The following is a 21,135-nucleotide window of genomic DNA, read 5'->3' on the forward strand; positions in this document are numbered from 1 at the left end:
TATCGCGGCGATGCCGCTGTTAAATGATGAAAACTGGCGGGGCTACTTGCCCATGCGGATGCCCGAAAACTTCAGCCACGGCTCGGCGCCGCCGGCTTTGGCAGCCGCCTCGGATGAAGCCCGCCGTGGCGACTCTCCGAGGTCGATATCGTCCTCGGTGATGCGGCGCTCGAAGTTCTCGCCCGGGAACTGGACGCGATATTGCACGTGCCCGTGATCGTTGGGCAGAATGCTGGCGATCCGGCACCGCCGGTCGGCCTCTGTCGTGCGGGTCAGGCCGGATTTCAGCACGATCATGTCGCCGACTTTATAGCTTGGTCTGCTCATTCAGCGTCCCTCGACTCTTCGGCTGCTCGATTTGAAGAAAACAAAAAGGCCGGGCTTGAACCCGACCTCTTCCAGTCATTCAGCCACCAAGCTGCCTTTGATGGTCAGCGCGCTGCCAGTACATCCGTGGTCAGCTCGCCGCGATCTGTGGTCAGCCCAGGTGAATGACAATCATGCGGCCTGAAGGTTGTCGGCTGCGTTCTTGCCGGACCGCTTGTCGCGGACGAGATCGAAGCGGACCTTCTGACCTTCGGTAAGCTCGCGCATGCCGGCGCGTTCGACCGCCGAGATATGGACGAAAACGTCCGTCGAACCATCATCGGGCTGGATGAAGCCAAAACCCTTGGTGCCATTGAACCACTTGACGACGCCTGAATTCATAACGATCTCCTTTTCAACCGTTAGAGTGCGCCCGGGGAAGGATTTCCGCGGACAGTATCGATGTTGAGAGAGATCTGACGAAGCGCGTTCAGCGCACGGACAAAGGTCGCAAGCAATATTCGATAGGCCCCATGTAGGGGGTTTATCGAATTAAGCAATAAATTTTCAAAAATAAATTCTGTTTCCGTGCGGCGAAAGAGAAAGCGCTTGCCGGAAATCTGTCTGGGGCGGCCGGGTCGCGGCCGCCCCCGCGAGATTCATTGCCAGACGACGATGGGCGCCTTTGTGGGAACGCGATCATAGAGATCGATGATATCCTGGTTCAGGAGCCTGACGCAGCCCGAGGAGACGGCCTTGCCGATCGAGCGCCAGTCCGGATTCCCGTGCAGGCGATAGAGCGTGTCCTCTCCATTCGAGAAGATATAGAGAGCGCGGGCGCCGAGCGGGTTCGTCAAGCCCGGTTCCATGCCGCCGTTCTCGATCGAATATTTGACAAGTTCCGGCTGGCGGGCGACCATCTCGTTCGGCGGCTTCCAGCGCGGCCATTTCTGACGCCACTGGATGACGCCCGACCCCTGCCAGGCGAAGCCCTCGCGGCCGATGCCGACGCCGTAGCGCATCGCCATGCCGTCGGCCTGGACGAGATAGAGAAAACGCGACGGCGTATCGACAACGATCGTGCCGGGCGGCTGGCCGGTGGGATCGAGGACACGCTGGCGATAGTAGCGTGGATCGATCTGCTCGTAGGGAACGGCGGGAATGAGGAAGCCGCCGTCCTCGACGGGGCCGTACATGACGGCAAGCTCCGGACCGCTCGGCACACTCGATGCTCCCGGCGACCGGAACAGGCGCATGGGCGAGCGGTAGATGATCGACGTGTCGCCCGATGTCACGGTGTTGGCGGAGGAGGCGCAGCCGGTGAGCGCGGAGGCTGCCGTCATTGCCGAAAGGGAAAGAAAGCTGCGGCGGGAAAGATGTCTATCGAAGCTCATGACGCGGGACTGATTTCCTTTGATGCGTGACGCCGGGGTGGCGACACCTAGAAATCTATCGGCTTGCACCAAATAAACCATAGCTTCACGCAGACGTGTTCCGGCGAGAGCCGACGATATGGCCCCCGCTGTTGCAGCGCTACATCACAACGATCTCGGCCTTGGCGGGAAGGCGATCGTAAAGGTCGATGACGTCCTGATTCAGCATGCGCACGCAGCCGGACGAAGTCGCCTTGCCGATCGACTGCCAGTCGGGCGTGCCGTGGATGCGGTAGAGCGTATCCTGCCCATCCTTGAAGATATACATGGCGCGCGCGCCGAGCGGGTTCTGAAGCCCGGGGTTCATGCCGCCATTTTCCGCGGAGAAGGCGCGAACTTCCGGCTGGCGCGAGACCATTTCCACCGGCGGCGTCCAACGCGGCCACTTCTGCTTCCATTGGATGACGCCGCGCCCCTGCCAGGCGTAGCCTTCGCGGCCGAGGCCAACACCGTAGCGCATGGCCTTGCCGTTACCTTCGATGAAATAAAGGTACCGCGTCTTGGTATCCACGACGACGGTGCCGGGGCGCTCGTTCGTCTGGTAATCGACTTCCTGGCGCAAAAACTGCGGCTGGACGCGGCTGACCGGGATCGCCGGCAGGGTGAAATCCTCGTCGCGCTGCTCGCCATACATCGCCGTATGCACGGGGTTGGCCACCGGCAGGCCGTAGGTCTGGTGGAACTGGGTCTTGTAGAGTTCGCGCGTCTGCGGCACCGGCTGATCGGGGATGGGCCGCACCCGGCTCGGATCGACGCCCGGCGGCTGGTAAAAGACCGGCGAGGTCTCCTGGACGAAGCGGGCGGGCGAATCGGCAGCGACATCGGGAATGAGGATGTTGCAGCCGCTGAGCGGCGCGACAGCGATCATAAGTCCGGCAATCGGAAAAGCCCGGTGCAGAAAATTCATGGAACCACCCTTATCAACGATCGGCGAGACGGCGATATCTGCCGCCAGGATGGCACCCGCGGCTGGCGCGAGGCTGGTGTTGAGGCAGGAAAAGCCGGGAGATTAAATCGACCAGAGATTTGAAGCGGCGACAGAGCTTACGCCGCGACCCCGTGGAAGAAGCGAATGCTCTGTTCGATCTCGGCCGGCAGCGCCGAGGTGTGGTTACCGGCGACAGTGTCGGTTTCAATATGGGTGCCGGCGGCGCGGGCGCGGCGGGCGAGCAGATCGGCGCGGTCGTTGAAATGCGCCTCTTCCGTGCCGTGAACCACCCGGATGGGGCATTTGAAGCTGCGGGCGTAGCACAGCGCCGAACGCACCTCGAATTCATGCGTATTGCTGTCGTCGAAGCGAATGTCCTGGGGATAGCGGCTGAAAAAGCGGAAGGCATTGGGATTGCCCGAAATCGGTGCGGCGGCGCGGAATTTATGGGTGCTCATCGCCGCCAGCATGGTCAGCGTGCCGCCGATACTGTGGCCAGCGATGAACAGGCGCCCGGGGTCGACGCCCGGCAGATGTGCCAGGCGTTCGGTGGCGGCAAGAACGTCGTCGACCTCATCGTAGAAGCCGGAGAAATTGCCCCTCTGGCCGTTTTCACCGCGCAGCGACGGCATCATCACGACATAGCCGGCATCCATATAGGGCTTCATCAACTGCCAATGGCCGGTGCCTATGGCATTGCCGCCATGCAGGAAGAGCACCGCCGGCCTGGCGGTGCGCTCGCGCTTGTACCTGGAAACCCAGGCCGCCAGTTCCAGCTCGCCGCCGTAACCGGAGCGATAGAAGATCTTCTCGGCATCGGCAGGCGCAGTCAGAGGCTCGTATTTGTCCGGCGCCGGGCCCTTCTTCAGGAGTTTCGTGCGGAAATGGCGGCGGACCTCGGCATAGTCGTGCTTGGCAAGGCGCGGCTCGTCCGGAACATCGAAGGCGGCCGCCATGCGCGGCAGGACGAGTGCGCCGGCAAGCCCTGCCAGAACGGCGCGGCGTTGGCGGAAGAAGGAATTTTGTTCATGCGAGTTCATAACGCAGCACCCAAATCACTTCCCCGACACGCCAGATTTGCATCGGAAACCCGGTGCCGCCAATACACATGATGTTGAAAATATTGCCCTGCGTCATTGTTGCGCAGGAGCGCGAAGCTCAGCCCGGCTTTGCATCGATCATGGCGATCAGCGTGCGCAGGCGGTCGGCCTCGTAGGAGGGTTTGTCGGGACGAAGGCGGGCGATGCGGGGAAAGCGCATGGCGACCCCCGATTTGTGCCGCGTCGAGCGGTTGATGCCCTCGAAGGCCACCTCGACGACAAAGCCGAAATCCCTGTCGGCGCGGACGGCGCGCACCGGCCCGAAACGCTCGGTCGTGTTGTTGCGCACGAACTTGTCAAGCAGCTCGAGTTCGGCGTCGGTGAAGCCGAAATAGGCCTTTCCCACCGGCACGAGTTGTTCGCCATCCTCGTCATCGGCCCAGACGCCGAAGGTAAAATCGGAATAATAGCTGGAGCGCTTGCCGTGGCCGCGCTGGGCGTACATCAGCACCGCATCGACATTATAGGGATTGCGCTTCCACTTGAACCAGGGACCTTTCATGCGGCCGGCCTGGTAGATGCTGTCGCGCCGCTTGATCATCACGCCCTCGATAACCGGATCGGGCGGGGCGGCGCGCAGCGCATCGAGCTCGTCCCATGAGGAGAAAGGGACGAGCGGCGAGAGGTCGAACCGATCATGGGGGGCGCGCTCGATGATATCGGAGAGACGCTCGCGGCGATCGACATAGGTGCGGCCGCGAATATCCTCCTCGTCGTCAAAGAGCAGGTCATAGGCGCGGATGAAGGCGGGATAATCGTCGAGCATCTTCGCCGTCACCGTCTTGCGGTTCAGGCGCTGCTGCAGGTCGGAGAAGGTGCGCGTCGGGCTGTTGGAGCGGGCGGTGCCGCCGACCAGCAGCTCACCGTCGACGACGCCGGAAAAATTGATCGCCTCGAGAATATCGGGAAAGGCGCCTGATATGTCGTCACCGGAGCGCGAATAGATCTTGCGCCTGTCGCCGGAGCGGGAAAGCTGGACGCGAATGCCGTCCCATTTCCACTCGGCGGCATAATCGGCCGGCTTAAGACCTGCCAGGTCCCCCTCCTCCACCGCATTTGCGAGCATGACGGAATGGAAGATCGCCGGTGTCGCCAGAGCCGGTTTCTCGCCGTCGCCTGCAAGCCAGTGGAACAGCGTCTCATAAGGCGGCTGCAGGCCATGCCACAGGGTTTCGATCTCGGCGACATCCTTGCCGCCGAGATCGGCCAGCGCCTGCTTGGCGAGACGGGCGGAAACGCCGATGCGCAACGCGCCGGTCGCAAGCTTGATGAAGGCGAAACGGCCGGAGGAATCCAGCCGGTCGAGCAGATCGCGGACATAGCCACGCACTTCAGTGCGGCCGAGCCCGTTCATGCGGGTGACGACCTCACCGAGGCGCGGCTGAGCCAGGGCCGAGCGGTCGATATCCCGCTCATTATCCCAGACGAGCGAGATGGTTTCGGCGAGATCGCCGACATAATCGTATGAATAATGAAACAGAACCTCGTCCATGCGCTCCAGCACCAGGTCGCGCAGCATGGCAGGCTTGACGTTGCGCACTTCGAGCGTGCCGGCGATGGCGGCAAGACCGTAGCCGCGGTCCGGATCGGGCGTGTCGCGGAAATAGTCGGTCAACAGCTTCAGTTTGCCGTTGCGGCTGGGCGTCAGGACCAGGCGGTCGAGCAGGTCGGCGAAAGCTTTCATATTGGCCTCCCCATTCCGGCATGAAGAAGCCCCATGGGAACTCCCTCATTCCTGCGTCCTCGGGGCCTCGTGGACGCAGGAATGAGGGAGCGTGGAGCCGGCATCAGTGCCACCTCCAGAGTGGCGGTAAGATCGTCTAAGGTGGGCTTTGGATGCATTCTCCAGCTCATCTCAATCCGCCTCATCCTCATAACCCACGAGATGCAACGGTTTCGCCTTGATGCCCTGCAGCTGGCACCAGCGCACCAGCGCCTCCTCGCGGCCATGGGTCACCCAGACTTCGGCCGGGTGCAGCTCCCGGATCGTTTCGGTCAGTTCCGGCCAGTCGCAATGGTCGGAGATGACGAGCGGCAGTTCGACGCCGAGCTGTTTTGCGCGCTGACGCACCATCATCCAGCCGGAGGCGAAGGCCGGCAGCGGCTCGTTGAAGCGGCGCGCCCAGCGGTCGGCAAAGGCCGATGACGGGCCGATGACGATGGCGCCTTTGAAGGCTGACTTGTCGCGGCTTTCGATCGTGGCGGGCTGCAGCTCGCCGAGATCGATGCCCTCACCGACATAATAGTCGCAGAGCTTTTCCATGGCTCCGTGGATATAGATCGGCTCGGCATATCCGGCATCGCGCAGCAGCCGGATGACACGCTGGGCCTTGCCCAGCGCATAGGCGCCGACGAGATGGGTGCGCTCGGGAAATTGCCGGAGCGAGGCCAGCAGCTTGCCGGTCTCGTCGATCGGATCGGGATGATGGAAGACGGGCAGGCCGAAGGTCGCCTCGGTGATGAAGACATCGCAGGCGACCGGCACATAGGGCGCGCAGGTCGGGTCGGGGCGGCGCTTGTAATCGCCGGAGACGACAATGCGGGTGCCGTTCTTCTCGATGGCGATCTGGGCCGAGCCGAGCACATGGCCGGCGGGATGAAAACTTACCTTGACGCCATTGACCAGCAGCTCTTCGCCGAAACCGGCAATCTGCTCGCTGGCGCAAAAGCCGTCGCCGTAACGCAGTCGCATGATCTCGAGCGTCTGGCGGGTAGCAAGCACGTTCACATGGCCCGGCCGGGCGTGATCGGAATGCCCATGGGTGACAAGCGCCCGTTCGACGGGCCGCACCGGATCGACATAAAAGCCGCCCTCGGGGCAATAGAGTCCCTCCGGGGCGGGATAAAGCAGCGCATCAGCTCTCATGAAACAAGAGATAGCGGCAAAGAGGCGCGAGGCCAGAGGAAGCGACCGTCATCACCTTATCCCGTCGAGGAAGGATATGATTGCGGCGTTGAACTCCGCCGGCCGCTGCAGCGGAGCGAAATGGCTGACGCCGGGCAGGTAGATCATCTGAGCATTCGGGATAGTGCTTGCAAGATATTCGGCATGCTCGGCTTTGATGAATTCGTCGTTTTCGCCAAGCACGATCGCCACCGGAAGGCGGATGCGGCCGAGGTCGTCCGCCTGATAATTCGGCTCCGTTCCCATCATCAGGCTGACAGCTTCGACGAAGGAATTGAAATCGTCCGGCGTGGCCGACAAGGCAGCATAGTCCTTGGCGTGGCGGGCGAAACATCGGTCGATGACCGGGGTCGCAACGAATTCCAGCGTGCCGCTCGGATCCATGTTGCAGGCGAAGAAAAAGACGCCCTCAACACGCGACGGAGCCGTCATGGCGAGGATCAGCGCGATGCAGGCGCCGTCGCTCCAGCCGACGAATGCCGCCGTCTCCAGGCGCAGTTCGTCCATGACCGCAAGCACGTCCGCGGCCATCAGCTCATAGGTATAGGGGCTGGCATCGCGGGTGCTTCGGCCATGGCCGCGGCTGTCGATCAGCACGACGCGGCGGCCGCTGCCGAGCAGCACCGGGACCTGATAGCCCCAATTGCCGCTATGGCCGAGACCACCATGCAGCAGAATGACGGCAGGGCCAGTCCCGTAGCTGGCATACCAGATGCGGGCGCCGGCCCGCCCGACGTGGCCTTCGACGGAAGCCGGCGGCAATGGGGCGGCCCCATGCGCCTCGAAATGGATGAGTTCGTCGTCCCGTCGTTCCATGGCGATGCCAATCCTTTCCGGCGAATAATCCCGCGCATAGAAAAGCCGGAAAACAGCCCAAGAACAACCAGAATCGCTTTCTAGCTGCTTCCTCTATCGATGCAATCGGGAGGAGCAGAAAGGTGGGCAGGAAGCTTTTCTATTGCGCGGCGGCGACCGCGCTCGCAGCCGCCGGCGTCTATCTCAACAATACCAGCCTCATTGCCGAGCATCGGCCGGGAAAGCCGGTGCTGCTCGCCCATCGCGGCATCGCCCAGCGGTTTGACGAGACCGATCTGAAGAACGACACCTGCACGGCGAGCCGCATGCTGCCGCCGAAACACGACTATCTGGAAAACACCATCCCGTCGATTCAGGCGGGCTTTGCCGCCGGCGCCGATATCGTCGAGATCGACGTGCATCCGACGACAGACGGCGAATTCGCCGTTTTTCACGATTGGACGCTCGACTGCCGCACCGACGGCCACGGCGTGACGCGCGAGCATTCCATGGCTGAGATGAGGACACTCGACATCGGCTACGGCTATACCGCCGACGGCGGCAAGACCTTTCCGTTCCGCGGCCGGGGCATCGGTATGATGCCCACGCTGGCGCAAGTGCTTTCGACCTTTCCGGATCGGCGCTTCCTCATCAATATCAAGAGCCGCGATCCGTCCGAGGGAGAAAAGCTCGCAGCTTTGCTGAACGGGCTTGCGGCGACACGACGGGCCGGCATCATCGTCTATGGCGGCGACGAGCCGATCGACGTGCTCGACCGGCTGACACCCGATATCAAAACCGCCTCGCGCAAGAGTCTGAAAAGCTGCCTTTTCGATTATATTGCCTACGGCTGGACCGGCGTCGTGCCCGAGGCCTGCAAACATCGGATGATGCTGGTGCCGATCAACATTGCGCCCTGGCTGTGGGGCTGGCCGGACCGCTTTCTCAACCGGATGAAGGATGCGGGCACTGAAGTTTTCGTGCTCGGTCCCTATCGCGGCGGCGATTTTTCTACCGGCGTCGACGATCCCGCGCAACTGGCGCGCCTGCCGCATAACTATGCGGCAGGCATATGGACGAATGAGATCGAGGAGATCGGCAAGCTGATGAAATGAGGCGGAGCCGCCCTGCGCCTCAGAACTCCTCCCAATCGCCGCCGGCGACTGCGGCATTGCCGTGGAAGGCAGCGCTCACCTTCGCAGCCATTGCCCGCGGCGCTGATGCAACGGGCCTGGAAGCGGCGGTGGCCACGGCGGGGCGTTGCTGGCGTGCGGCCGCACCGCCGATGTTGAACTGTCCCAGCAGCTGGAACAGTGCGTCTGCCTCCCTGGCAAGACTGTGGGCGGCAGCCGTCGATTCCTCGACCATCGCCGCATTCTGCTGCGTACCCTGGTCCATGGTGTTAACGGCCGTGTTGATTTCCTTCAATCCAGTCGCCTGCTCCTTGGAACTTTCGACGATCGCAAGAACATTGCCATTGACCTGCTGAACCTGGCCGACGATCTCTTCGAGGGCCTTGCCGGTTTCGCCGACCAGCATCACGCCGTTCTTGACATGTTCGTTGGAGGCCCTGATGAGCTCCTTGATCTCCTTTGCCGCTTTGGCCGATCTCTGAGCAAGCTCACGAACTTCTTGCGCCACCACAGCAAAACCCTTGCCGGCATCGCCCGCGCGGGCGGCCTCGACACCGGCGTTAAGCGCCAACAAATTGGTCTGGAACGCGATTTCATCAATCACGCCGATAATATTGCTGATCTCCGCGGACGATGTCTCGATCTTCCCCATCGCATCGACGGCGCTGCGGACCACCTCCCCGGAACGCTCGGCGTTCTCGCGGGTCCTTCGCACCAGTTGGCCGGCTTCCTGGGCACGATTGCTGGAATCGGAGACCGTCGTGGTGATCTCTTCAAGGGCGGCTGCGGTTTCCTCGACGGAGGCGGCCTGCTGTTCGGTGCGCTTCGACAAATCGTCCGAGGCGGAACGAACCTGCTGGGCTCCGGCAGCAATGCCCGTTGCGTTTTGGGCGACGACCTGCATGGCTGTGCGCAGCTTGCCAACCGCGGCGTTGAAATCGGTCCGGAGTTTTTCCAGTGTCGGAATGAATGGTGTAGCGACTTCCTGAGTCAGATCGCCGCCGGACAGCGCCATCAAGGATGCCGCCAGTTGATCGACATTGTTGACGCGGGCGGTGACGTCGGTCGCGAATTTGACGACCTTGAACACCTTGCCGTTCATGTCGAGAATCGGATTGTAGGTGGCCTGGATATAGATCCTTTTGCCGCCCTTGCCGATGCGCAGAAACTCATCGGCCACGTATTCGCCAGCCGACAGACGCTCCCAGAACCGTCTATAGTCGTCACTGTTTGCGTAGGTGCTTTCGCAGAACATGGAATGGTGGCGACCCTGGATTTCGGCAAGCTGATAGCCGAGCGCCGACAGGAAATTCTCGTTCGCCGTTAGAATCTCGCCTTTCGGCGTAAACTCGATAACCGCCTGGGCGCGCGACAGCGCACTTATCTTACCGGCATCCTCGGCGCTCTGCATTTTCTGCTTGGTGATATCGGTCGCGAATTTCACCACTTTGTACGGTTTCCCGCCACTGAAGACGGGATTGTATGAGGCTTCGATCCAGATTTCCCTGCCGCCCTTGCCGATGCGCTTATACTGGCGCTGATCGAACTCGCCTCGGCCAAGCTTCGCCCAGAATTCGCGATATTCGGCCGACGCGGCTTCTGCCGGCTCGACGAACATCCGGTGGTGCTGGCCGACGATCTCGGACAGTTCGTAACCGAGCGCGGTGCAGAAATTGGCGTTGGCCGTCAGAATCTTGCCGGTGAGGTCAAATTCGATGATTGCCTGCGACCGGCTCATTGCCGCCAGTACGGCCTTGGCATCCGAGCCGAAGCTGAATCCTAGTGTCTTCATGCTGTTCCCCCTAACTCAGGTCTGAGCGATGACTGCCGCGACCCACCACGGGGCTTGCGCTGGACGAGCAACCTGAAAATAGAATCCTATAAATTCTTTAAGCATCCTTTAACCCGGCCGTCGCGAATCGGGGCACCGCAGCTCCGGCCGGGACTGAAGAAGAATCAATTAGAATCAAGCGCTTGCCTTGAGACCTCGATCGGTTCGCTTGGGCACAAGATGTTCCGGCAAGCATTTCGAGCACCAGGACAGCGTTTTTTCACCTCAAGCCTGCCCTGAAAATCCGGAGATGGCTTAACTCTTTGTTAAGCATCGACCGCCCTCTATGTTCGTATTCCCGGTCGTCAGGGGACTTTCTGTTTTTCCGCTGCAGGTGCATATTTCACCGTCCTTCGAGCGTGCAGAATCACTTCCGATACGAGCGAATTGCTGGACACGTCAGCCGCCCAAACGCCGGATGCGATTGTTGATCGGAGAAGACATGAAGCTCGAGGACGAGTTCAATCGCATCGAGGAAGTCGCGGCAGGCTTCAAGACGCATTACGAAGTCTTCAAATATATGAAGGGTCTCACTCAGGATCTGGGAATGACTGCTTTCCTGATCATGACGCTGCCCGCGGTCGACTTCGTCGAAATAGGCGCGACGAAGATCATCACCAACTGGCCGGCGGAGATGGTCGACTATTACGACGCCCATAACCTGATGGCGGACAGTCCGGTCATCCGCCGGATGCTGAGATCGACCAGCCCTTTCAACTATGATGTCGAGGCGATCAATACCGATCGCGGTGAAGGCAAGAAGTCCACGGTCATCGACTTGTTCAGGCGTTACGGCATGGAAAAGGGAGCCTATTTTCCTGTCCATGATGCCGCGGCTGGACGCGGTGCGATATCGATTTCAGGGTCCCGGAATTTCAGCATGATCGAAATGGCGAAGATCCTGTTTATCGCCACGCTCATCTACGACCGCCTCTCGCAGCTGACATTGAACGAAAAACACAAGCCGATTGCGTTTACGGCGAGCGAGGTTGACTGCCTGAGGCTGACGGCCGGGGGCAGGAAGAGCAGTGAAATTGCCAAGCTTCTCGATCTGTCGGAAAATGCGGTCAACAATCACATCGGCAGCGTGATCAAGAAGCTGGGATGCACGACGAGAACGCAGGCGGTCGTCAGCGCTCTGCGTCTCAACATCATCCGGGTTTAAGGTCTCGGGGGGACGGACGGCAAGCTGAGGATCAAGTTCAGAGAAACTGCGCCTGCAGCAACAGTGTAGCCTCGTCCGGCGAAACAGGCTTGGAGAAGCGGTAGCCCTGCACTTCCTCGCAGTGCGCCTGCCGCAGGAAATCCATCTGGGCATCGGTCTCGACGCCTTCGGCGAGAACCGACAGCTTCAGCGTCTGCGCCAGCGAGATGACGGCCGAGGCGATGGCGATAGCGGTCTTGTCGCCCGGCAGGGCCTCGACCAGCGAACGGTCCATCTTCAGCCGGTCGAAGGGGAAGGTCTTCAGGGCCGCAAGGCTGGAATAGCCGGAGCCGAAATCGTCGATCGACAGGCGCACGCCAAGCGCCCGGAGCTGCTCCATCATGGCGAGCGCGCGATCGACATCCTGCATCACCACGCTTTCGGTAACCTCGAGCTCCAGCCAGCGGGATTGCAGGCGGTTACGCTCCAGCGCCTCGGCGACATGGCTCGCAAAATCCGGATCGGCGAACTGCTTGGCCGAAACGTTGACGGCGATCGTCAGCGGCGTCAGGCCCATGTTCTGCCAGCTGCGCGCCTGGCGGCAGGCCTCGTTCAATACCCAGAGGCCGAGGGGAACGATGAGGCCGGTCTCTTCAGCGAGGGGAATGAAATTGATGGGCGGCACCCTGCCCTTGGCCGGATGCTTCCAGCGGACCAGCGCCTCGACGCCGGTGATGCGGCCGCTGGCGACATCGACCTGCGGCTGATATTCCAGGAACAGCTGATGCCCGGTGATCGCCTGGTGGAGCTCCTCCTGTTCGCCTCGCGGCATGCCGACCGGCGCGCTGTCGCCATCGTGATGCTGCAGCGTGTTGCGGCCGAATTGCTTGGCCCGGTACATTGCGCGGTCGGCATTCGCAAGCAGCTCCTCCGAGGTGGTCCCGTCCACTGGAAAGGCGGCGACGCCGATGCTCGAGGTGATGGTGATGTCACCGCCCTCGCCGCGCATCGGCCGAGTGATCGCCTTCTGCAGGTCGCGAAGCCGGCGGGTGATGCCGGCATCGTGGCTCGACTGGTGGACGAGCACGACCAGGAATTCGTCGCCGCCGAGCCGCACCACCATATCCGACGCGCGGATGCTGTTGACCATGCGGGTGGCGATCTCCTTCAGCACCTCGTCGCCGGCGGCGTGGCCGCGGCCGTCATTGACCTCCTTGAAATTATCCAGATCGATATAGGCGACGGTGACCTTGCGGTTGTTGCGCCGGGCCTGGTCGAGAATGCCGGCCAGCCTTTCCTTCAGAAAGGCGCGGTTCGGCAGGCCGGTGAGATCGTCATGATGCGCCATGAAATGGATGCGATCGTCGACGCGCTTGCGTTCGATGGCGATGCCGGCAACGTGAGTGGCAAGCGCCACCAGCGTCATTTCCTGCTCCGTGGGACGGCGCACCTCTCTGGAATAGAGAGCAAAGGTGCCGAGCACATTATTCTCAGAGGTGGCGATCGGCGTCGACCAGCAGGAGCGAAAGCCGAAAGGGGCAACCAGCGCGCGGAAATCTTCCCAAAGCGGATCGCTCAGCACGTCCTCGACGATGACGGGCTCGCCGCGCCAGGCGGCGGTACCACAGGAGCCGACCTTGGGGCCGATGGTGACACCATCGATGAGCCGGCTGTAGCCGCCGGGAAGATTGGGAGCCGCACCGTGATAGAGCTTGGTGCCCTCGCCGTCGAGCAGTAGAACCGAGCCATCGATACCCGTCAGCTGCGCCTCGATCATCAGCACCAGCGCCTCGAGGATCATCGGCAGCGGTTCATTGCGGGCGATCATCTCAAGCAGTTTCGCCTGGCCGCGATGGAGATCCTCCTGCAGCTTGCGCTCTGTGATATCGCGGGAAACGCCGATCAGGCCGACGATCGCGCCGCGATCGTTGCGCAACGGTATTTTCGAGGTCAGCCGGCATACCGGCTTGGCGGCGCCGGGAAGGACGACCGTTTCCTCCATGTCGATGCGGGCCTCACCGCTCGCCATGATCTGCTGCTCTACATCGAAATAGCGGCGCGCCGCGTCGAATTCGAAGAGGTCGAAATCACGCTTACCGGCGAACTCTTCGACGCTCCCGAGGCCGAGGCTGGCGGCGGTGACGGCGTTGGCGAAGACAAAGCGGCTGTCACGATCCTTGACGTAGAGGAAGTCCGGGAGTTCGTGGATAATCGCCTTCAGGCGCAGGTTCTCCACACCTTCCGAGAGGTGCTGGGCGGTAGACGCCATCATCGCCTCGGTGGCGGCAACGAGACGCCGCGTTTCGGCCGACAGGGAATCAGCCGATTCCCATCGCGCGGCACTCGGTTCGTGCATGACGCCATTCTCTCCCAGCGGCTGAAGGCCCATCCCGTAACATCCATTTATTTTCCCTCCAAAGTAGTCCGCATTCCCTTCGGCTTGCTTAAATGGAAGGGTGAACAAGCCAACAAGATAAGCGGCGAGATCCTGCCATCGGCCTCTGCCGCAACAAGAATTTCCGACAGGTGTGGAGGGCTTGTGCCAAAAGAAGACAGGCGGGCTGGCACGTTTTCTGCTACGGGCGTGCCATGACAGGAGAGCCCGGAATGCCCCTTCGCCGCGACATGCTTCTCTTTCTCGCCGCCTCGGCGGTTGCGGGCGGGACGGCGCGCGCGATTGCCTCGCCGCTGACAGCGGCCAGCCAGCCCGATCTGCGCGGTGCGATCGACGCGGTGGAATATCGCGCCGTTCCGGGAAGCGGCGACCGCAAGACCCGTCAGCTCGAACAGATGATCAAACAGGCCGCGGCCGAGAATGTGCCGGTCTTCCTGCCGCCTGGCACCTACCGCGTTTCCAATCTCACTCTGCCGGACAATACCCGCATAACGGGCGTGCCCGGCGCCTCGCGGATCGTCTATACCGGCGATGGTCACCTGTTTGCGGCCGAGAACATCCGGCGCATCGAACTTTCCAACCTCGTCATCGACGGCGGCAACCGCTGGCTCGGCGATTATGCCGGCGGGCTCCTTCAATTTACCGGCGTCGACGAGGTGCTGATCGACAATTGCGAGATCGGCGGCAGTCGCAAGCATGGCCTGCAACTGGAGCGCTGCGGCGGACGGATCGAACGCAGCCGCATTTCGGGCGCCGCCCAATCCGGGCTTTACGCAGTCGATTCCGCCAATCTTTCGATCGTTGCAAATACGGTCTCGGAGTGCGGCAATGGCGGCATCCTCGTACATCGCTGGAAGAAGGCGGAGGACGGGACGGTGGTTTCCGGCAACCGGATTTCCAACATACGGGCCAATGACGGCGGCACCGGCCAGAACGGGAACGGCATCAATGTCTTTCGCGCTGATGGAGTGATGGTGGTGAACAACCACATTGCCGACTGCGCTTTTACCGCGATCCGCGCCAATTCGTCATCGAACATCCAGATCAGCAGCAACCAATGCCGGCGCTCGGGCGAGACCGCGATCTATGTCGAATTCGCCTTCGAAGGCGCCGTCGTATCCGCCAATATGATCGACGGGGCGGCGAACGGGATATCGATCGCCAATTTCGACGAAGGCGGCAGGCTCGCAAGCGTCACCGGCAATGTCGTGCGCAATCTGACACTGAACGGCCCCTACACCCACGAGGTCGGCTTCGGCATCGGCATTGCGGCGGAGGCCGATACGCTGGTGTCGGGCAATGTGATCGAGGGCGCGCCGCGCTGGGGACTGCAGATCGGTTGGGGCGCCTATCTCAGAAATGTCGTCGTCAGCGGCAATGTAGTACGCAAGGCGCCTGTCGGATGCGCCGTCTCGGTCGCCGAGGGCGCCGGCACCGCCGTCATCACCGACAATGTCTTTCAGGAGACGGCCGAAGGAGCCGTCCTCGGCTTCGAATGGGACCGAAAAGTCTCCGGCGAGATGGCGAGCGGCGGTTCACCCTACAGGCAGCTGACTGTCGAACGGAACCGCATTTCCTGACACACGGCTCCGCCTCTGGTCATTGCGTCTGGTAGGTGCCAGTGACGGTCGCTTCCGCCAATGCATGTTTCCTTGCCTCCGCCCACATCGCACTGATGCCGGCCGCAGCCGGGATGGAAAGCTTGGGCACGTCGAGAGCCGCGAGGCGGAAGATGTAATGGTGCGGGCGATCGCCCCGGGGCGGTTGCGGGCCGTCGTAACGGGCATTGCCGAAGTCATTCCTGTAGAAGCGGGGAGCTGTTTCCGGCGCCGTATCAGCGCTTTCGGAAAGTGCGCTCCACTCGGCCGGGATATTGGCGATGCCGCAGTGGCGGAAGGTGCCGTGCGGAGCATCCGGATCCTCGACCACCAGAGCAAAGCTCCTCGTCTCATCGGGGGCGCCGCTCCAGGCAAGCGGCGGAAACAGATTCTCGCCGTCCCGTGCATATTTCTTCGGGATCGGCTGATCCTCGGCGAAAGCCTTGCTGATCAATGTCAAAGTCATGACATTCTCCTTTGCTGATCGAGGGGCTCCCTTTCACATCGGGGTCGCTCATGGTCAGGGGCGACCGCTTCCCTTTTTATGCTCGCTCTCCTGATTTCGGCCGCGCACCATGGCGCGATCGTCATTGCCCGGGTCAGGGTCGGCCTTCAAACCGCTGCCTTTCCGAACGGCTTCTTTCGCCTGCTCGTTGCGTTGCAGATCTGCCTTGGCGTCGAAATCCTCGCCGGCATTTGCAGTTTTCTCGCGCTTCTCGATGACACGAAGCTGCTGTTCATGCGTCTTCCTGCCTGCCATGGGTTCCTCCTTTGCCGGCACGCTGCGCGCGGCCGATCGCTTCAGGCGCCTTGACGGCGCCGTCTCAGGGCCCAACCCGCCGGCCCCCTCATTGTTCCCCCGGTCAGGGCAATTGCGCCCGTTGACCGGAACGGCCCCTGCCGCATCAAAAGCTTTCATCGTCCCATCAGTGGCGAGGGCTTTTCGGTGGGAGATCCGGCGTTTACGGTTTCTACGAAACATCAGGGGATATGGGCATGCTGACAATCTATGGAGTCTACCGATCGCGAGCGTCACGCGTCTACTGGATGGCAGAGGAGCTCGGGCTCGAGTTCCGCTCCGTGCCGGTGCTGCAGGCCAGGCGGCTTGCCGACCCACTGGCCGAAGAAGCGCCGCTCAACACGCATTCGCCTGATTTCGAAGCCCTCAACCCAATGGCGCAGATCCCAAGCATTCGCGACGGCGACCTCGTCTTGCACGAGTCGCTGGCGATCAATCTCTACCTCGCGCGCAAGCATGGCGGACCACTTACCGGCCAAACCGTCGAAGAAGACGGATTGCTGACGATGTGGACGATCTGGGCGGCCTCACAGGTCGAACCGCATTCGGTGAAGATCGTGCTGACCTATGATAACGAGCTCGAAAACAGTGAGGACGGCAAGCAGACGATTGCCGCCGCCTGCTACGGGCTGCGCAGGCCGTTTGCCGCGCTCGAAAGCCATCTCGGCGGCCGGCAGTGGATCGTCGGCGATCGCTTCACCGTCGCCGATCTCAACATCGCGGAGGTGCTACGTTATGCCCAGACCGAGAGGGACCTTTTCGACGCGCATCCGAACATCAAGGCCTGGATCGAACGCTGCCAGGCTCGCCCGGCCTACAAGGCAATGCAGGCAGCACGCGCGAAGGAGCCGATCGAGGTTTGACACCTACTGGAAAAGCGTCAGCGTGCCGGCCATTTCCTCGCGGATCCACGCCTTGAAATCCCTGACCTTCTTCGGCTCGCGCGCACCATCGGCGGTAATGAAATAATGGCCGAAGCCGGTCTTGGCGCGAATGCCGAAGGGGGCCACCAGCCGGCCTTCGGCAAGCGCAAAGTGGGCAAGCGTCTGCCAGGCGAGCATGACGCCCTGGCCGGCGATTGCCGCATCGAGGCAGAGCGAGGCATCGTTGAAGACGTGGCGCGTCGAGGGCGATGCGCCTGACAGGCCTGCCTCGCGCATCCAGACCTCCCAGCTGAACATGGCGCGGCCGTCGATGACCGCTGGCAGGGCCAGGATATCGACGGGTTCACGCAGTTTCGCCGCCATCTCGGGCGAGCAGACAGGGAAGACCTCCTGTTCCAGCAGCAGTTCAGCCTTCACGTCGGGCCATCGGCCATTCCCGACGCGGATGCCGATATCGACGTCGCCGAGGGCGGGATTGACGAGATTGGTCGTTGCATCGAGCCGCAGCTTGATCTCGGGATGACGCTCAGCGAAGCGATCGAGGCGGCAGACAAGCCAGCGGGCGGCAAAGACCGGCGCCACCGAGATGGTCAGGATCGTATCGTCCTTGCGTTGCGCCAGAGACACTGCGGCCGAAAGACGGGCGAAGCCCTCGTCGAGCGCCGAAAGCACCGGCCGGCCGGCTTCCGTGGCGATCATTCCTCGGGCGGTGCGCTCGAAAATCACCTGGCCGAGCTGGGCCTCGGCCTTGATCACTTGCTGGCTGACGGCGCCAACCGAGACGCCCAGTTCGTCGGCGGCCGCCTGCAACGAGCCGAGACGGCCGACGGTCTCCAGCGCGCGCAGGCCGTTGAGATGGACGCTATTCAGGTTCTTCATATAGTTTTTCTATAAGACAGCCATCGTAATCTCAATTGAAAATTCGCACACGGCGGCCGACATTGCCAAAATCGAGGAGCCCATTCCGTACCAGCGGCCGGGTGGTCACGATCTCGTAGCCGTTGGAGAAAGCGAGGCATGCCATGTCGTTGCTGAAGTTTTTCTTGAAGCCCGCCCGTGCCATGGGCCGCGTGGACATCGTTCCAAGCTGGAAGGACGATCCGCTGCGCCACCCCGAGGTCGAGCGCATGTCACTGCGCGACATCGCCGATCTGCCGCTGCGAGTGGAGACCGAATTTTATGCCGAGGCCGAACCGCGGCTGGCGAAATGCGCGTGAGCACCGCTCCCACGCTTTCGCTGGATTAGAGAAACCGGGGGCGTCGGCTGTGGATGCATGCTGTTCATCATCTCGTCGTGCCCGGATCCTCGCTGACGCCAACGCGGTGGCGATAGACCATTTCCCAGCCTTTCCAGCCGTTGAACAGAAGAAGGGCGGTGGCGACCAGAGACAGGACCAATCCGGTCGGTACGATGAAGTCGGCGCCTTCGGCCAGTCGCCGCCAGAGGTTGAAGGCCTCGATCACGACGAGCACGACGTTGCCGATCATGTGGAACCAGGCATCGCGCAGGTCGCGGATGCGGCTGTCGCCGAAGAAGTCGATGAAGCCAGCAACTGCCGCCAGCGCCGCCATGACAAGTCCGGCACCGAGCATCCAGTTGGTTGCAGCTGCCCAGGCCGGATCGCCCGACCGGGCGTAGACGATGTCGAGAACCAGCGTGCCGACGAAGGCTGCGACCGGGAACGGGATCAACATCGGGTGGATCGGATGACCGGCAATGCTCAAGGTGCTTTTCGGGTTCATCTTATCGTCCTCCGACCTTTTGCAATGCGTCTTCCCCGCGGTGGTATGATCGCTCTTGATCTCGTACTGCGGCGACGCCTCGGTGGCCCGATGGCGATGGCCTGTCGTCGAAATCCCGGGTGTGGATCGCAATGATTGGCCGGAGACCTGCCCGGCCTCCATGCCGCACAACTCACCAGATTCCAGCAGTATCTAACATCCGAACCGCCCTGATTGTTCCCGTCATGGCCGACCAGCTGAAACCTGCGGCTGTGGAGAAGAAACCTGCATGCCTGGCTGCGGTCAGGTGATGGCGCCCCTCGCAAAAAGCGATCGCCCGGGACAAGCCTCTCTGCCAATATGCGCTTATCCGCGTCGAGACAGCCCAAAAGAGGAGGCCCCATATGAGAGACGTCGTCGCTTTGGTCACCGGCGGAAGCCGCGGCATAGGCCGTGGCATTGCCCTGGCTTTGCTTGCCGAAGGCCTCACGGTGCACGTTACCGGCAGGACGCGCTTCGAGGCAGAGGCAGAGCAAGCCGGCTCGAGAGGCTCGCTCGAAGGGCTCGAGCGGGAAGCGGCAAAGCTGCCGGGGCGCCTCATCGTCCATCGTTGCGATCACGCCAGCGATACCGACACCGAGCGGGTGGCGGAAGATATCCGGGCCGGCGGCAGGCTCGATATTCTGGTCAACAATGCCTGGCCGGGTTACGAAAACATGGTCGAAGACGGGGAGTTCACCTGGCCCAAACCGTTCTGGGAGCAGCCGGCCCGGCGGTGGGAGGCGATGATCGGCACCGCTCTGCGGGGTGCTTTCATGATGTCGCGCGCTGTCGCTCCGTTGATGATCTCGGCGCGACGCGGCCTGATCGTCAACATCTCCTTCTGGGCCGCCCAGCTATACGAAGGCAATGCGATCTATGGCATAGCCAAAGCCGCCGCCGACAAGATGGCCGCCGATTGCGCGCATGAGCTGCGCCCTCACAATGTCGCGGCGATCGCGCTCTATCCGGGGCTGGTCCGCACCGAAGCGGTGCTTGAGAACGCCGAGTATTTCGACATGAGCAACTCGGAATCGCCTCAATTCATCGGCCATGTCATCGGCGGGCTGTGGCGCGACCCGCTGCTGATGTCGAAGTCCGGGCGCGTGCAGATCGCCGCGGCATTGGCGCGCGAATACGGCATCGCCGATGTCGACGGCTACAGGCCGGTTCCCCTGACTGCCGCCGACTTTGTCCGCGATGCCGGGCCATCGGCCGGCCCCACCGAACTGCAAGACAGTTGAAATATCGAGGGCGCGATGATAATTGCTGCGCCGGGTCTGCAGTTCACCCAGGCATCGCCGTTCTCCGGAACACGCTAAACCTGACAATGATTGAGATATGGACACCGATCCCGTGCCATGTCGGAAGGGCGATCACCGATAATCCATCCGGAACGGCACGACCAAAGGATAGGTCATGTCCAGAAAACTCATTCCGCTCCAGGTGAGCGACGCATCCGCATTTGCGAAATCGCTGCGCCTGCAGCTCTCCGCCCATGAGGGTCTTCCCTCTCACCTCCAGTTCCTCAACATGCTGGCAAAGGCTGCCGGTCACGGCAATTACCAGAGCCTGCGTGCGAAAGCCGATCCCGCTGACAGCGAGGCCATCCGCCCGACGGCGGTGCCCGTCGCCGATCCCGAGATCGACCGGAAGCATATCGACCGTGTTCAACGCAGCTTCGACGGAGAGTTTCGCCTGATGCGCTGGCCGTCGCGGCGCACGGATCAAATTACGGCGCTTTGGCTTCTCTGGTCGCAGCTTCCCTCGGCAATGGAAATGTCCGAAAAGGAGGTCAGTGCTCTTCTTCGCGACAGGCACCTGTTTGGAGATCACGCTTTGCTGCGGCGGGAGCTCTGCGAACTCGGCCTGATGAGCCGGACGCGCGACGGCAGTGTCTATCGACGCGTCGAACGGCCAATGCCGATCGATGCAGCGACGATCCTGCGTCAGCATTCCGAACGTCAAGCAAACTGACGCCGATCTCTGCGGAGGCGCCTGATCGAAGACGGCCTTCTATCACGGCGCCTCATTCTCCTTTCGCATCATCGTCGCCGGCCTGCCGGCTGCGGCGGGAACGGAGATTGCCGAAGCCCGCCTAGCGATCGGCATCCGAGGTGTTC

Annotated in this window: 21 protein-coding genes; 7 read left to right on the plus strand and 14 right to left on the minus strand. The window is 61.9% G+C overall.

Features of this window, described 5'->3' with window-relative positions; translation table 11 throughout:
- Positions 1–42 precede the first annotated feature (42 nt).
- The 8 genes from FFR93_RS13785 to FFR93_RS13820 form a co-directional block, all read right to left on the minus strand.
- Positions 43–327 carry a hypothetical protein gene (locus FFR93_RS13785; protein WP_064706546.1) on the minus strand — a complete coding sequence of 95 codons (285 nt, stop codon included), beginning with the start codon at positions 325–327 and terminating at the stop codon, positions 43–45.
- A 171-nt stretch (positions 328–498) separates the two neighbouring features.
- Positions 499–708, minus strand: coding sequence for a cold-shock protein (locus FFR93_RS13790; protein WP_064706545.1), 210 nt, complete (start codon positions 706–708; stop codon positions 499–501).
- Positions 709–965: 257 nt separating this feature from the next.
- Positions 966–1,700: a L,D-transpeptidase family protein gene (locus FFR93_RS13795; RefSeq protein WP_064706544.1), complete on the minus strand. Its 735-nt coding sequence runs from the start codon at positions 1,698–1,700 to the stop codon at positions 966–968.
- 139 nt (positions 1,701–1,839) lie between these two features.
- The gene (locus tag FFR93_RS13800) at positions 1,840–2,646 is read right to left on the minus strand and encodes a L,D-transpeptidase (RefSeq protein ID WP_138393631.1); all 807 of its coding nucleotides are present in this window, start codon (positions 2,644–2,646) and stop codon (positions 1,840–1,842) included.
- A 137-nt stretch (positions 2,647–2,783) separates the two neighbouring features.
- Positions 2,784–3,707, minus strand: a complete 924-nt coding sequence (locus FFR93_RS13805) for an alpha/beta fold hydrolase (RefSeq protein WP_138393632.1) — start codon at positions 3,705–3,707, stop codon at positions 2,784–2,786.
- A 118-nt stretch (positions 3,708–3,825) separates the two neighbouring features.
- Entirely contained in the window at positions 3,826–5,451 is a 1,626-nt protein-coding gene (locus FFR93_RS13810) for a cisplatin damage response ATP-dependent DNA ligase (protein WP_064711014.1), read from the minus strand.
- A gap of 171 nt (positions 5,452–5,622) precedes the next feature.
- Positions 5,623–6,633, minus strand: coding sequence for a ligase-associated DNA damage response exonuclease (locus tag FFR93_RS13815; protein ID WP_138393633.1), 1,011 nt, complete (start codon positions 6,631–6,633; stop codon positions 5,623–5,625).
- A 51-nt stretch (positions 6,634–6,684) separates the two neighbouring features.
- Positions 6,685–7,488: an alpha/beta hydrolase gene (locus FFR93_RS13820; protein WP_138393634.1), complete on the minus strand. Its 804-nt coding sequence runs from the start codon at positions 7,486–7,488 to the stop codon at positions 6,685–6,687.
- Between the two features lie 122 nt (positions 7,489–7,610).
- On the opposite strand from FFR93_RS13820, the gene FFR93_RS13825 reads away from it, so the two are divergent.
- Complete coding sequence (locus tag FFR93_RS13825) at positions 7,611–8,582, plus strand: glycerophosphodiester phosphodiesterase family protein (protein ID WP_138393635.1); 972 nt, start codon at positions 7,611–7,613, stop codon at positions 8,580–8,582.
- Between the two features lie 19 nt (positions 8,583–8,601).
- On the opposite strand, the gene FFR93_RS13830 is transcribed toward FFR93_RS13825, so the two are convergent.
- Positions 8,602–10,392 (minus strand): PAS domain-containing methyl-accepting chemotaxis protein, encoded by a 1,791-nt coding sequence (locus FFR93_RS13830; protein WP_138393636.1) that lies wholly within the window; start codon positions 10,390–10,392, stop codon positions 8,602–8,604.
- A 481-nt stretch (positions 10,393–10,873) separates the two neighbouring features.
- Here FFR93_RS13830 and FFR93_RS13835 point away from each other — a divergent pair, with 481 nt between their 5' ends.
- Entirely contained in the window at positions 10,874–11,596 is a 723-nt protein-coding gene (locus tag FFR93_RS13835) for a LuxR family transcriptional regulator (protein WP_064706536.1), read from the plus strand.
- Positions 11,597–11,633: 37 nt separating this feature from the next.
- Here FFR93_RS13835 and FFR93_RS13840 read toward each other — a convergent pair whose 3' ends face one another.
- On the minus strand, positions 11,634–13,931 hold the full coding sequence (locus tag FFR93_RS13840; RefSeq protein WP_138393637.1) for an EAL domain-containing protein: 2,298 nt from the start codon (positions 13,929–13,931) through the stop codon (positions 11,634–11,636).
- A gap of 251 nt (positions 13,932–14,182) precedes the next feature.
- On the opposite strand from FFR93_RS13840, the gene FFR93_RS13845 reads away from it, so the two are divergent.
- Entirely contained in the window at positions 14,183–15,550 is a 1,368-nt protein-coding gene (locus FFR93_RS13845) for a TIGR03808 family TAT-translocated repetitive protein (protein ID WP_138393638.1), read from the plus strand.
- Between the two features lie 19 nt (positions 15,551–15,569).
- On the opposite strand, the gene FFR93_RS13850 is transcribed toward FFR93_RS13845, so the two are convergent.
- Together FFR93_RS13850 and FFR93_RS13855 are read right to left on the minus strand one after the other, a co-directional pair.
- The gene (locus FFR93_RS13850) at positions 15,570–16,034 is read right to left on the minus strand and encodes a YbhB/YbcL family Raf kinase inhibitor-like protein (RefSeq protein WP_138393639.1); all 465 of its coding nucleotides are present in this window, start codon (positions 16,032–16,034) and stop codon (positions 15,570–15,572) included.
- 54 nt (positions 16,035–16,088) lie between these two features.
- Positions 16,089–16,328, minus strand: a complete 240-nt coding sequence (locus FFR93_RS13855) for a hypothetical protein (RefSeq protein ID WP_138393640.1) — start codon at positions 16,326–16,328, stop codon at positions 16,089–16,091.
- Positions 16,329–16,564: 236 nt separating this feature from the next.
- Between FFR93_RS13855 and FFR93_RS13860 the strand changes: the two genes are divergently transcribed.
- Positions 16,565–17,230 carry a glutathione S-transferase family protein gene (locus FFR93_RS13860; RefSeq protein WP_138393641.1) on the plus strand — a complete coding sequence of 222 codons (666 nt, stop codon included), beginning with the start codon at positions 16,565–16,567 and terminating at the stop codon, positions 17,228–17,230.
- Positions 17,231–17,233: 3 nt separating this feature from the next.
- Here FFR93_RS13860 and FFR93_RS13865 read toward each other — a convergent pair whose 3' ends face one another.
- On the minus strand, positions 17,234–18,130 hold the full coding sequence (locus FFR93_RS13865; RefSeq protein WP_064706532.1) for a LysR substrate-binding domain-containing protein: 897 nt from the start codon (positions 18,128–18,130) through the stop codon (positions 17,234–17,236).
- A gap of 143 nt (positions 18,131–18,273) precedes the next feature.
- Here FFR93_RS13865 and FFR93_RS13870 point away from each other — a divergent pair, with 143 nt between their 5' ends.
- Positions 18,274–18,468 carry a hypothetical protein gene (locus FFR93_RS13870; protein ID WP_138393642.1) on the plus strand — a complete coding sequence of 65 codons (195 nt, stop codon included), beginning with the start codon at positions 18,274–18,276 and terminating at the stop codon, positions 18,466–18,468.
- Positions 18,469–18,535: 67 nt separating this feature from the next.
- On the opposite strand, the gene FFR93_RS13875 is transcribed toward FFR93_RS13870, so the two are convergent.
- Entirely contained in the window at positions 18,536–18,994 is a 459-nt protein-coding gene (locus FFR93_RS13875) for a DUF2231 domain-containing protein (protein ID WP_171049184.1), read from the minus strand.
- Positions 18,995–19,377: 383 nt separating this feature from the next.
- On the opposite strand from FFR93_RS13875, the gene FFR93_RS13880 reads away from it, so the two are divergent.
- Together FFR93_RS13880 and FFR93_RS13885 are read left to right on the plus strand one after the other, a co-directional pair.
- The gene (locus FFR93_RS13880) at positions 19,378–20,256 is read left to right on the plus strand and encodes an SDR family NAD(P)-dependent oxidoreductase (protein WP_138393644.1); all 879 of its coding nucleotides are present in this window, start codon (positions 19,378–19,380) and stop codon (positions 20,254–20,256) included.
- Positions 20,257–20,431: 175 nt separating this feature from the next.
- Positions 20,432–20,989 carry a DUF2087 domain-containing protein gene (locus FFR93_RS13885; protein WP_138393645.1) on the plus strand — a complete coding sequence of 186 codons (558 nt, stop codon included), beginning with the start codon at positions 20,432–20,434 and terminating at the stop codon, positions 20,987–20,989.
- Positions 20,990–21,135: the final 146 nt, after the last annotated feature.

The sequence above is a fragment of the Rhizobium sp. MHM7A genome, from assembly GCF_005862215.1.
Lineage (GTDB): Bacteria > Pseudomonadota > Alphaproteobacteria > Rhizobiales > Rhizobiaceae > Rhizobium > Rhizobium bangladeshense.

Excerpts from the sequence above, each read along its gene's own strand:
- FFR93_RS13785 (WP_064706546.1), bottom strand. The coding sequence starts at position 327 with ATGAGCAGACCAAGCTATAAAGTCGGCGACATGATCGTGCTGAAATCC.
- FFR93_RS13810 (WP_064711014.1), bottom strand. The coding sequence starts at position 5,451 with ATGAAAGCTTTCGCCGACCTGCTCGACCGCCTGGTCCTGACGCCCAGC.
- FFR93_RS13865 (WP_064706532.1), bottom strand. The coding sequence starts at position 18,130 with ATGAAGAACCTGAATAGCGTCCATCTCAACGGCCTGCGCGCGCTGGAG.
- FFR93_RS13840 (WP_138393637.1), bottom strand. The coding sequence starts at position 13,931 with ATGCACGAACCGAGTGCCGCGCGATGGGAATCGGCTGATTCCCTGTCG.
- FFR93_RS13805 (WP_138393632.1), bottom strand. The coding sequence starts at position 3,707 with ATGAACTCGCATGAACAAAATTCCTTCTTCCGCCAACGCCGCGCCGTT.
- FFR93_RS13790 (WP_064706545.1), bottom strand. The coding sequence starts at position 708 with ATGAATTCAGGCGTCGTCAAGTGGTTCAATGGCACCAAGGGTTTTGGC.
- FFR93_RS13830 (WP_138393636.1), bottom strand. The coding sequence starts at position 10,392 with ATGAAGACACTAGGATTCAGCTTCGGCTCGGATGCCAAGGCCGTACTG.
- FFR93_RS13885 (WP_138393645.1), top strand. The coding sequence starts at position 20,432 with ATGTCCAGAAAACTCATTCCGCTCCAGGTGAGCGACGCATCCGCATTT.
- FFR93_RS13845 (WP_138393638.1), top strand. The coding sequence starts at position 14,183 with ATGCCCCTTCGCCGCGACATGCTTCTCTTTCTCGCCGCCTCGGCGGTT.
- FFR93_RS13870 (WP_138393642.1), top strand. The coding sequence starts at position 18,274 with ATGTCGTTGCTGAAGTTTTTCTTGAAGCCCGCCCGTGCCATGGGCCGC.
- FFR93_RS13880 (WP_138393644.1), top strand. The coding sequence starts at position 19,378 with ATGAGAGACGTCGTCGCTTTGGTCACCGGCGGAAGCCGCGGCATAGGC.
- FFR93_RS13800 (WP_138393631.1), bottom strand. The coding sequence starts at position 2,646 with ATGAATTTTCTGCACCGGGCTTTTCCGATTGCCGGACTTATGATCGCT.
- FFR93_RS13860 (WP_138393641.1), top strand. The coding sequence starts at position 16,565 with ATGCTGACAATCTATGGAGTCTACCGATCGCGAGCGTCACGCGTCTAC.
- FFR93_RS13815 (WP_138393633.1), bottom strand. The coding sequence starts at position 6,633 with ATGAGAGCTGATGCGCTGCTTTATCCCGCCCCGGAGGGACTCTATTGC.
- FFR93_RS13835 (WP_064706536.1), top strand. The coding sequence starts at position 10,874 with ATGAAGCTCGAGGACGAGTTCAATCGCATCGAGGAAGTCGCGGCAGGC.
- FFR93_RS13820 (WP_138393634.1), bottom strand. The coding sequence starts at position 7,488 with ATGGAACGACGGGACGACGAACTCATCCATTTCGAGGCGCATGGGGCC.
- FFR93_RS13795 (WP_064706544.1), bottom strand. The coding sequence starts at position 1,700 with ATGAGCTTCGATAGACATCTTTCCCGCCGCAGCTTTCTTTCCCTTTCG.
- FFR93_RS13855 (WP_138393640.1), bottom strand. The coding sequence starts at position 16,328 with ATGGCAGGCAGGAAGACGCATGAACAGCAGCTTCGTGTCATCGAGAAG.
- FFR93_RS13875 (WP_171049184.1), bottom strand. The coding sequence starts at position 18,994 with ATGAACCCGAAAAGCACCTTGAGCATTGCCGGTCATCCGATCCACCCG.
- FFR93_RS13850 (WP_138393639.1), bottom strand. The coding sequence starts at position 16,034 with ATGACTTTGACATTGATCAGCAAGGCTTTCGCCGAGGATCAGCCGATC.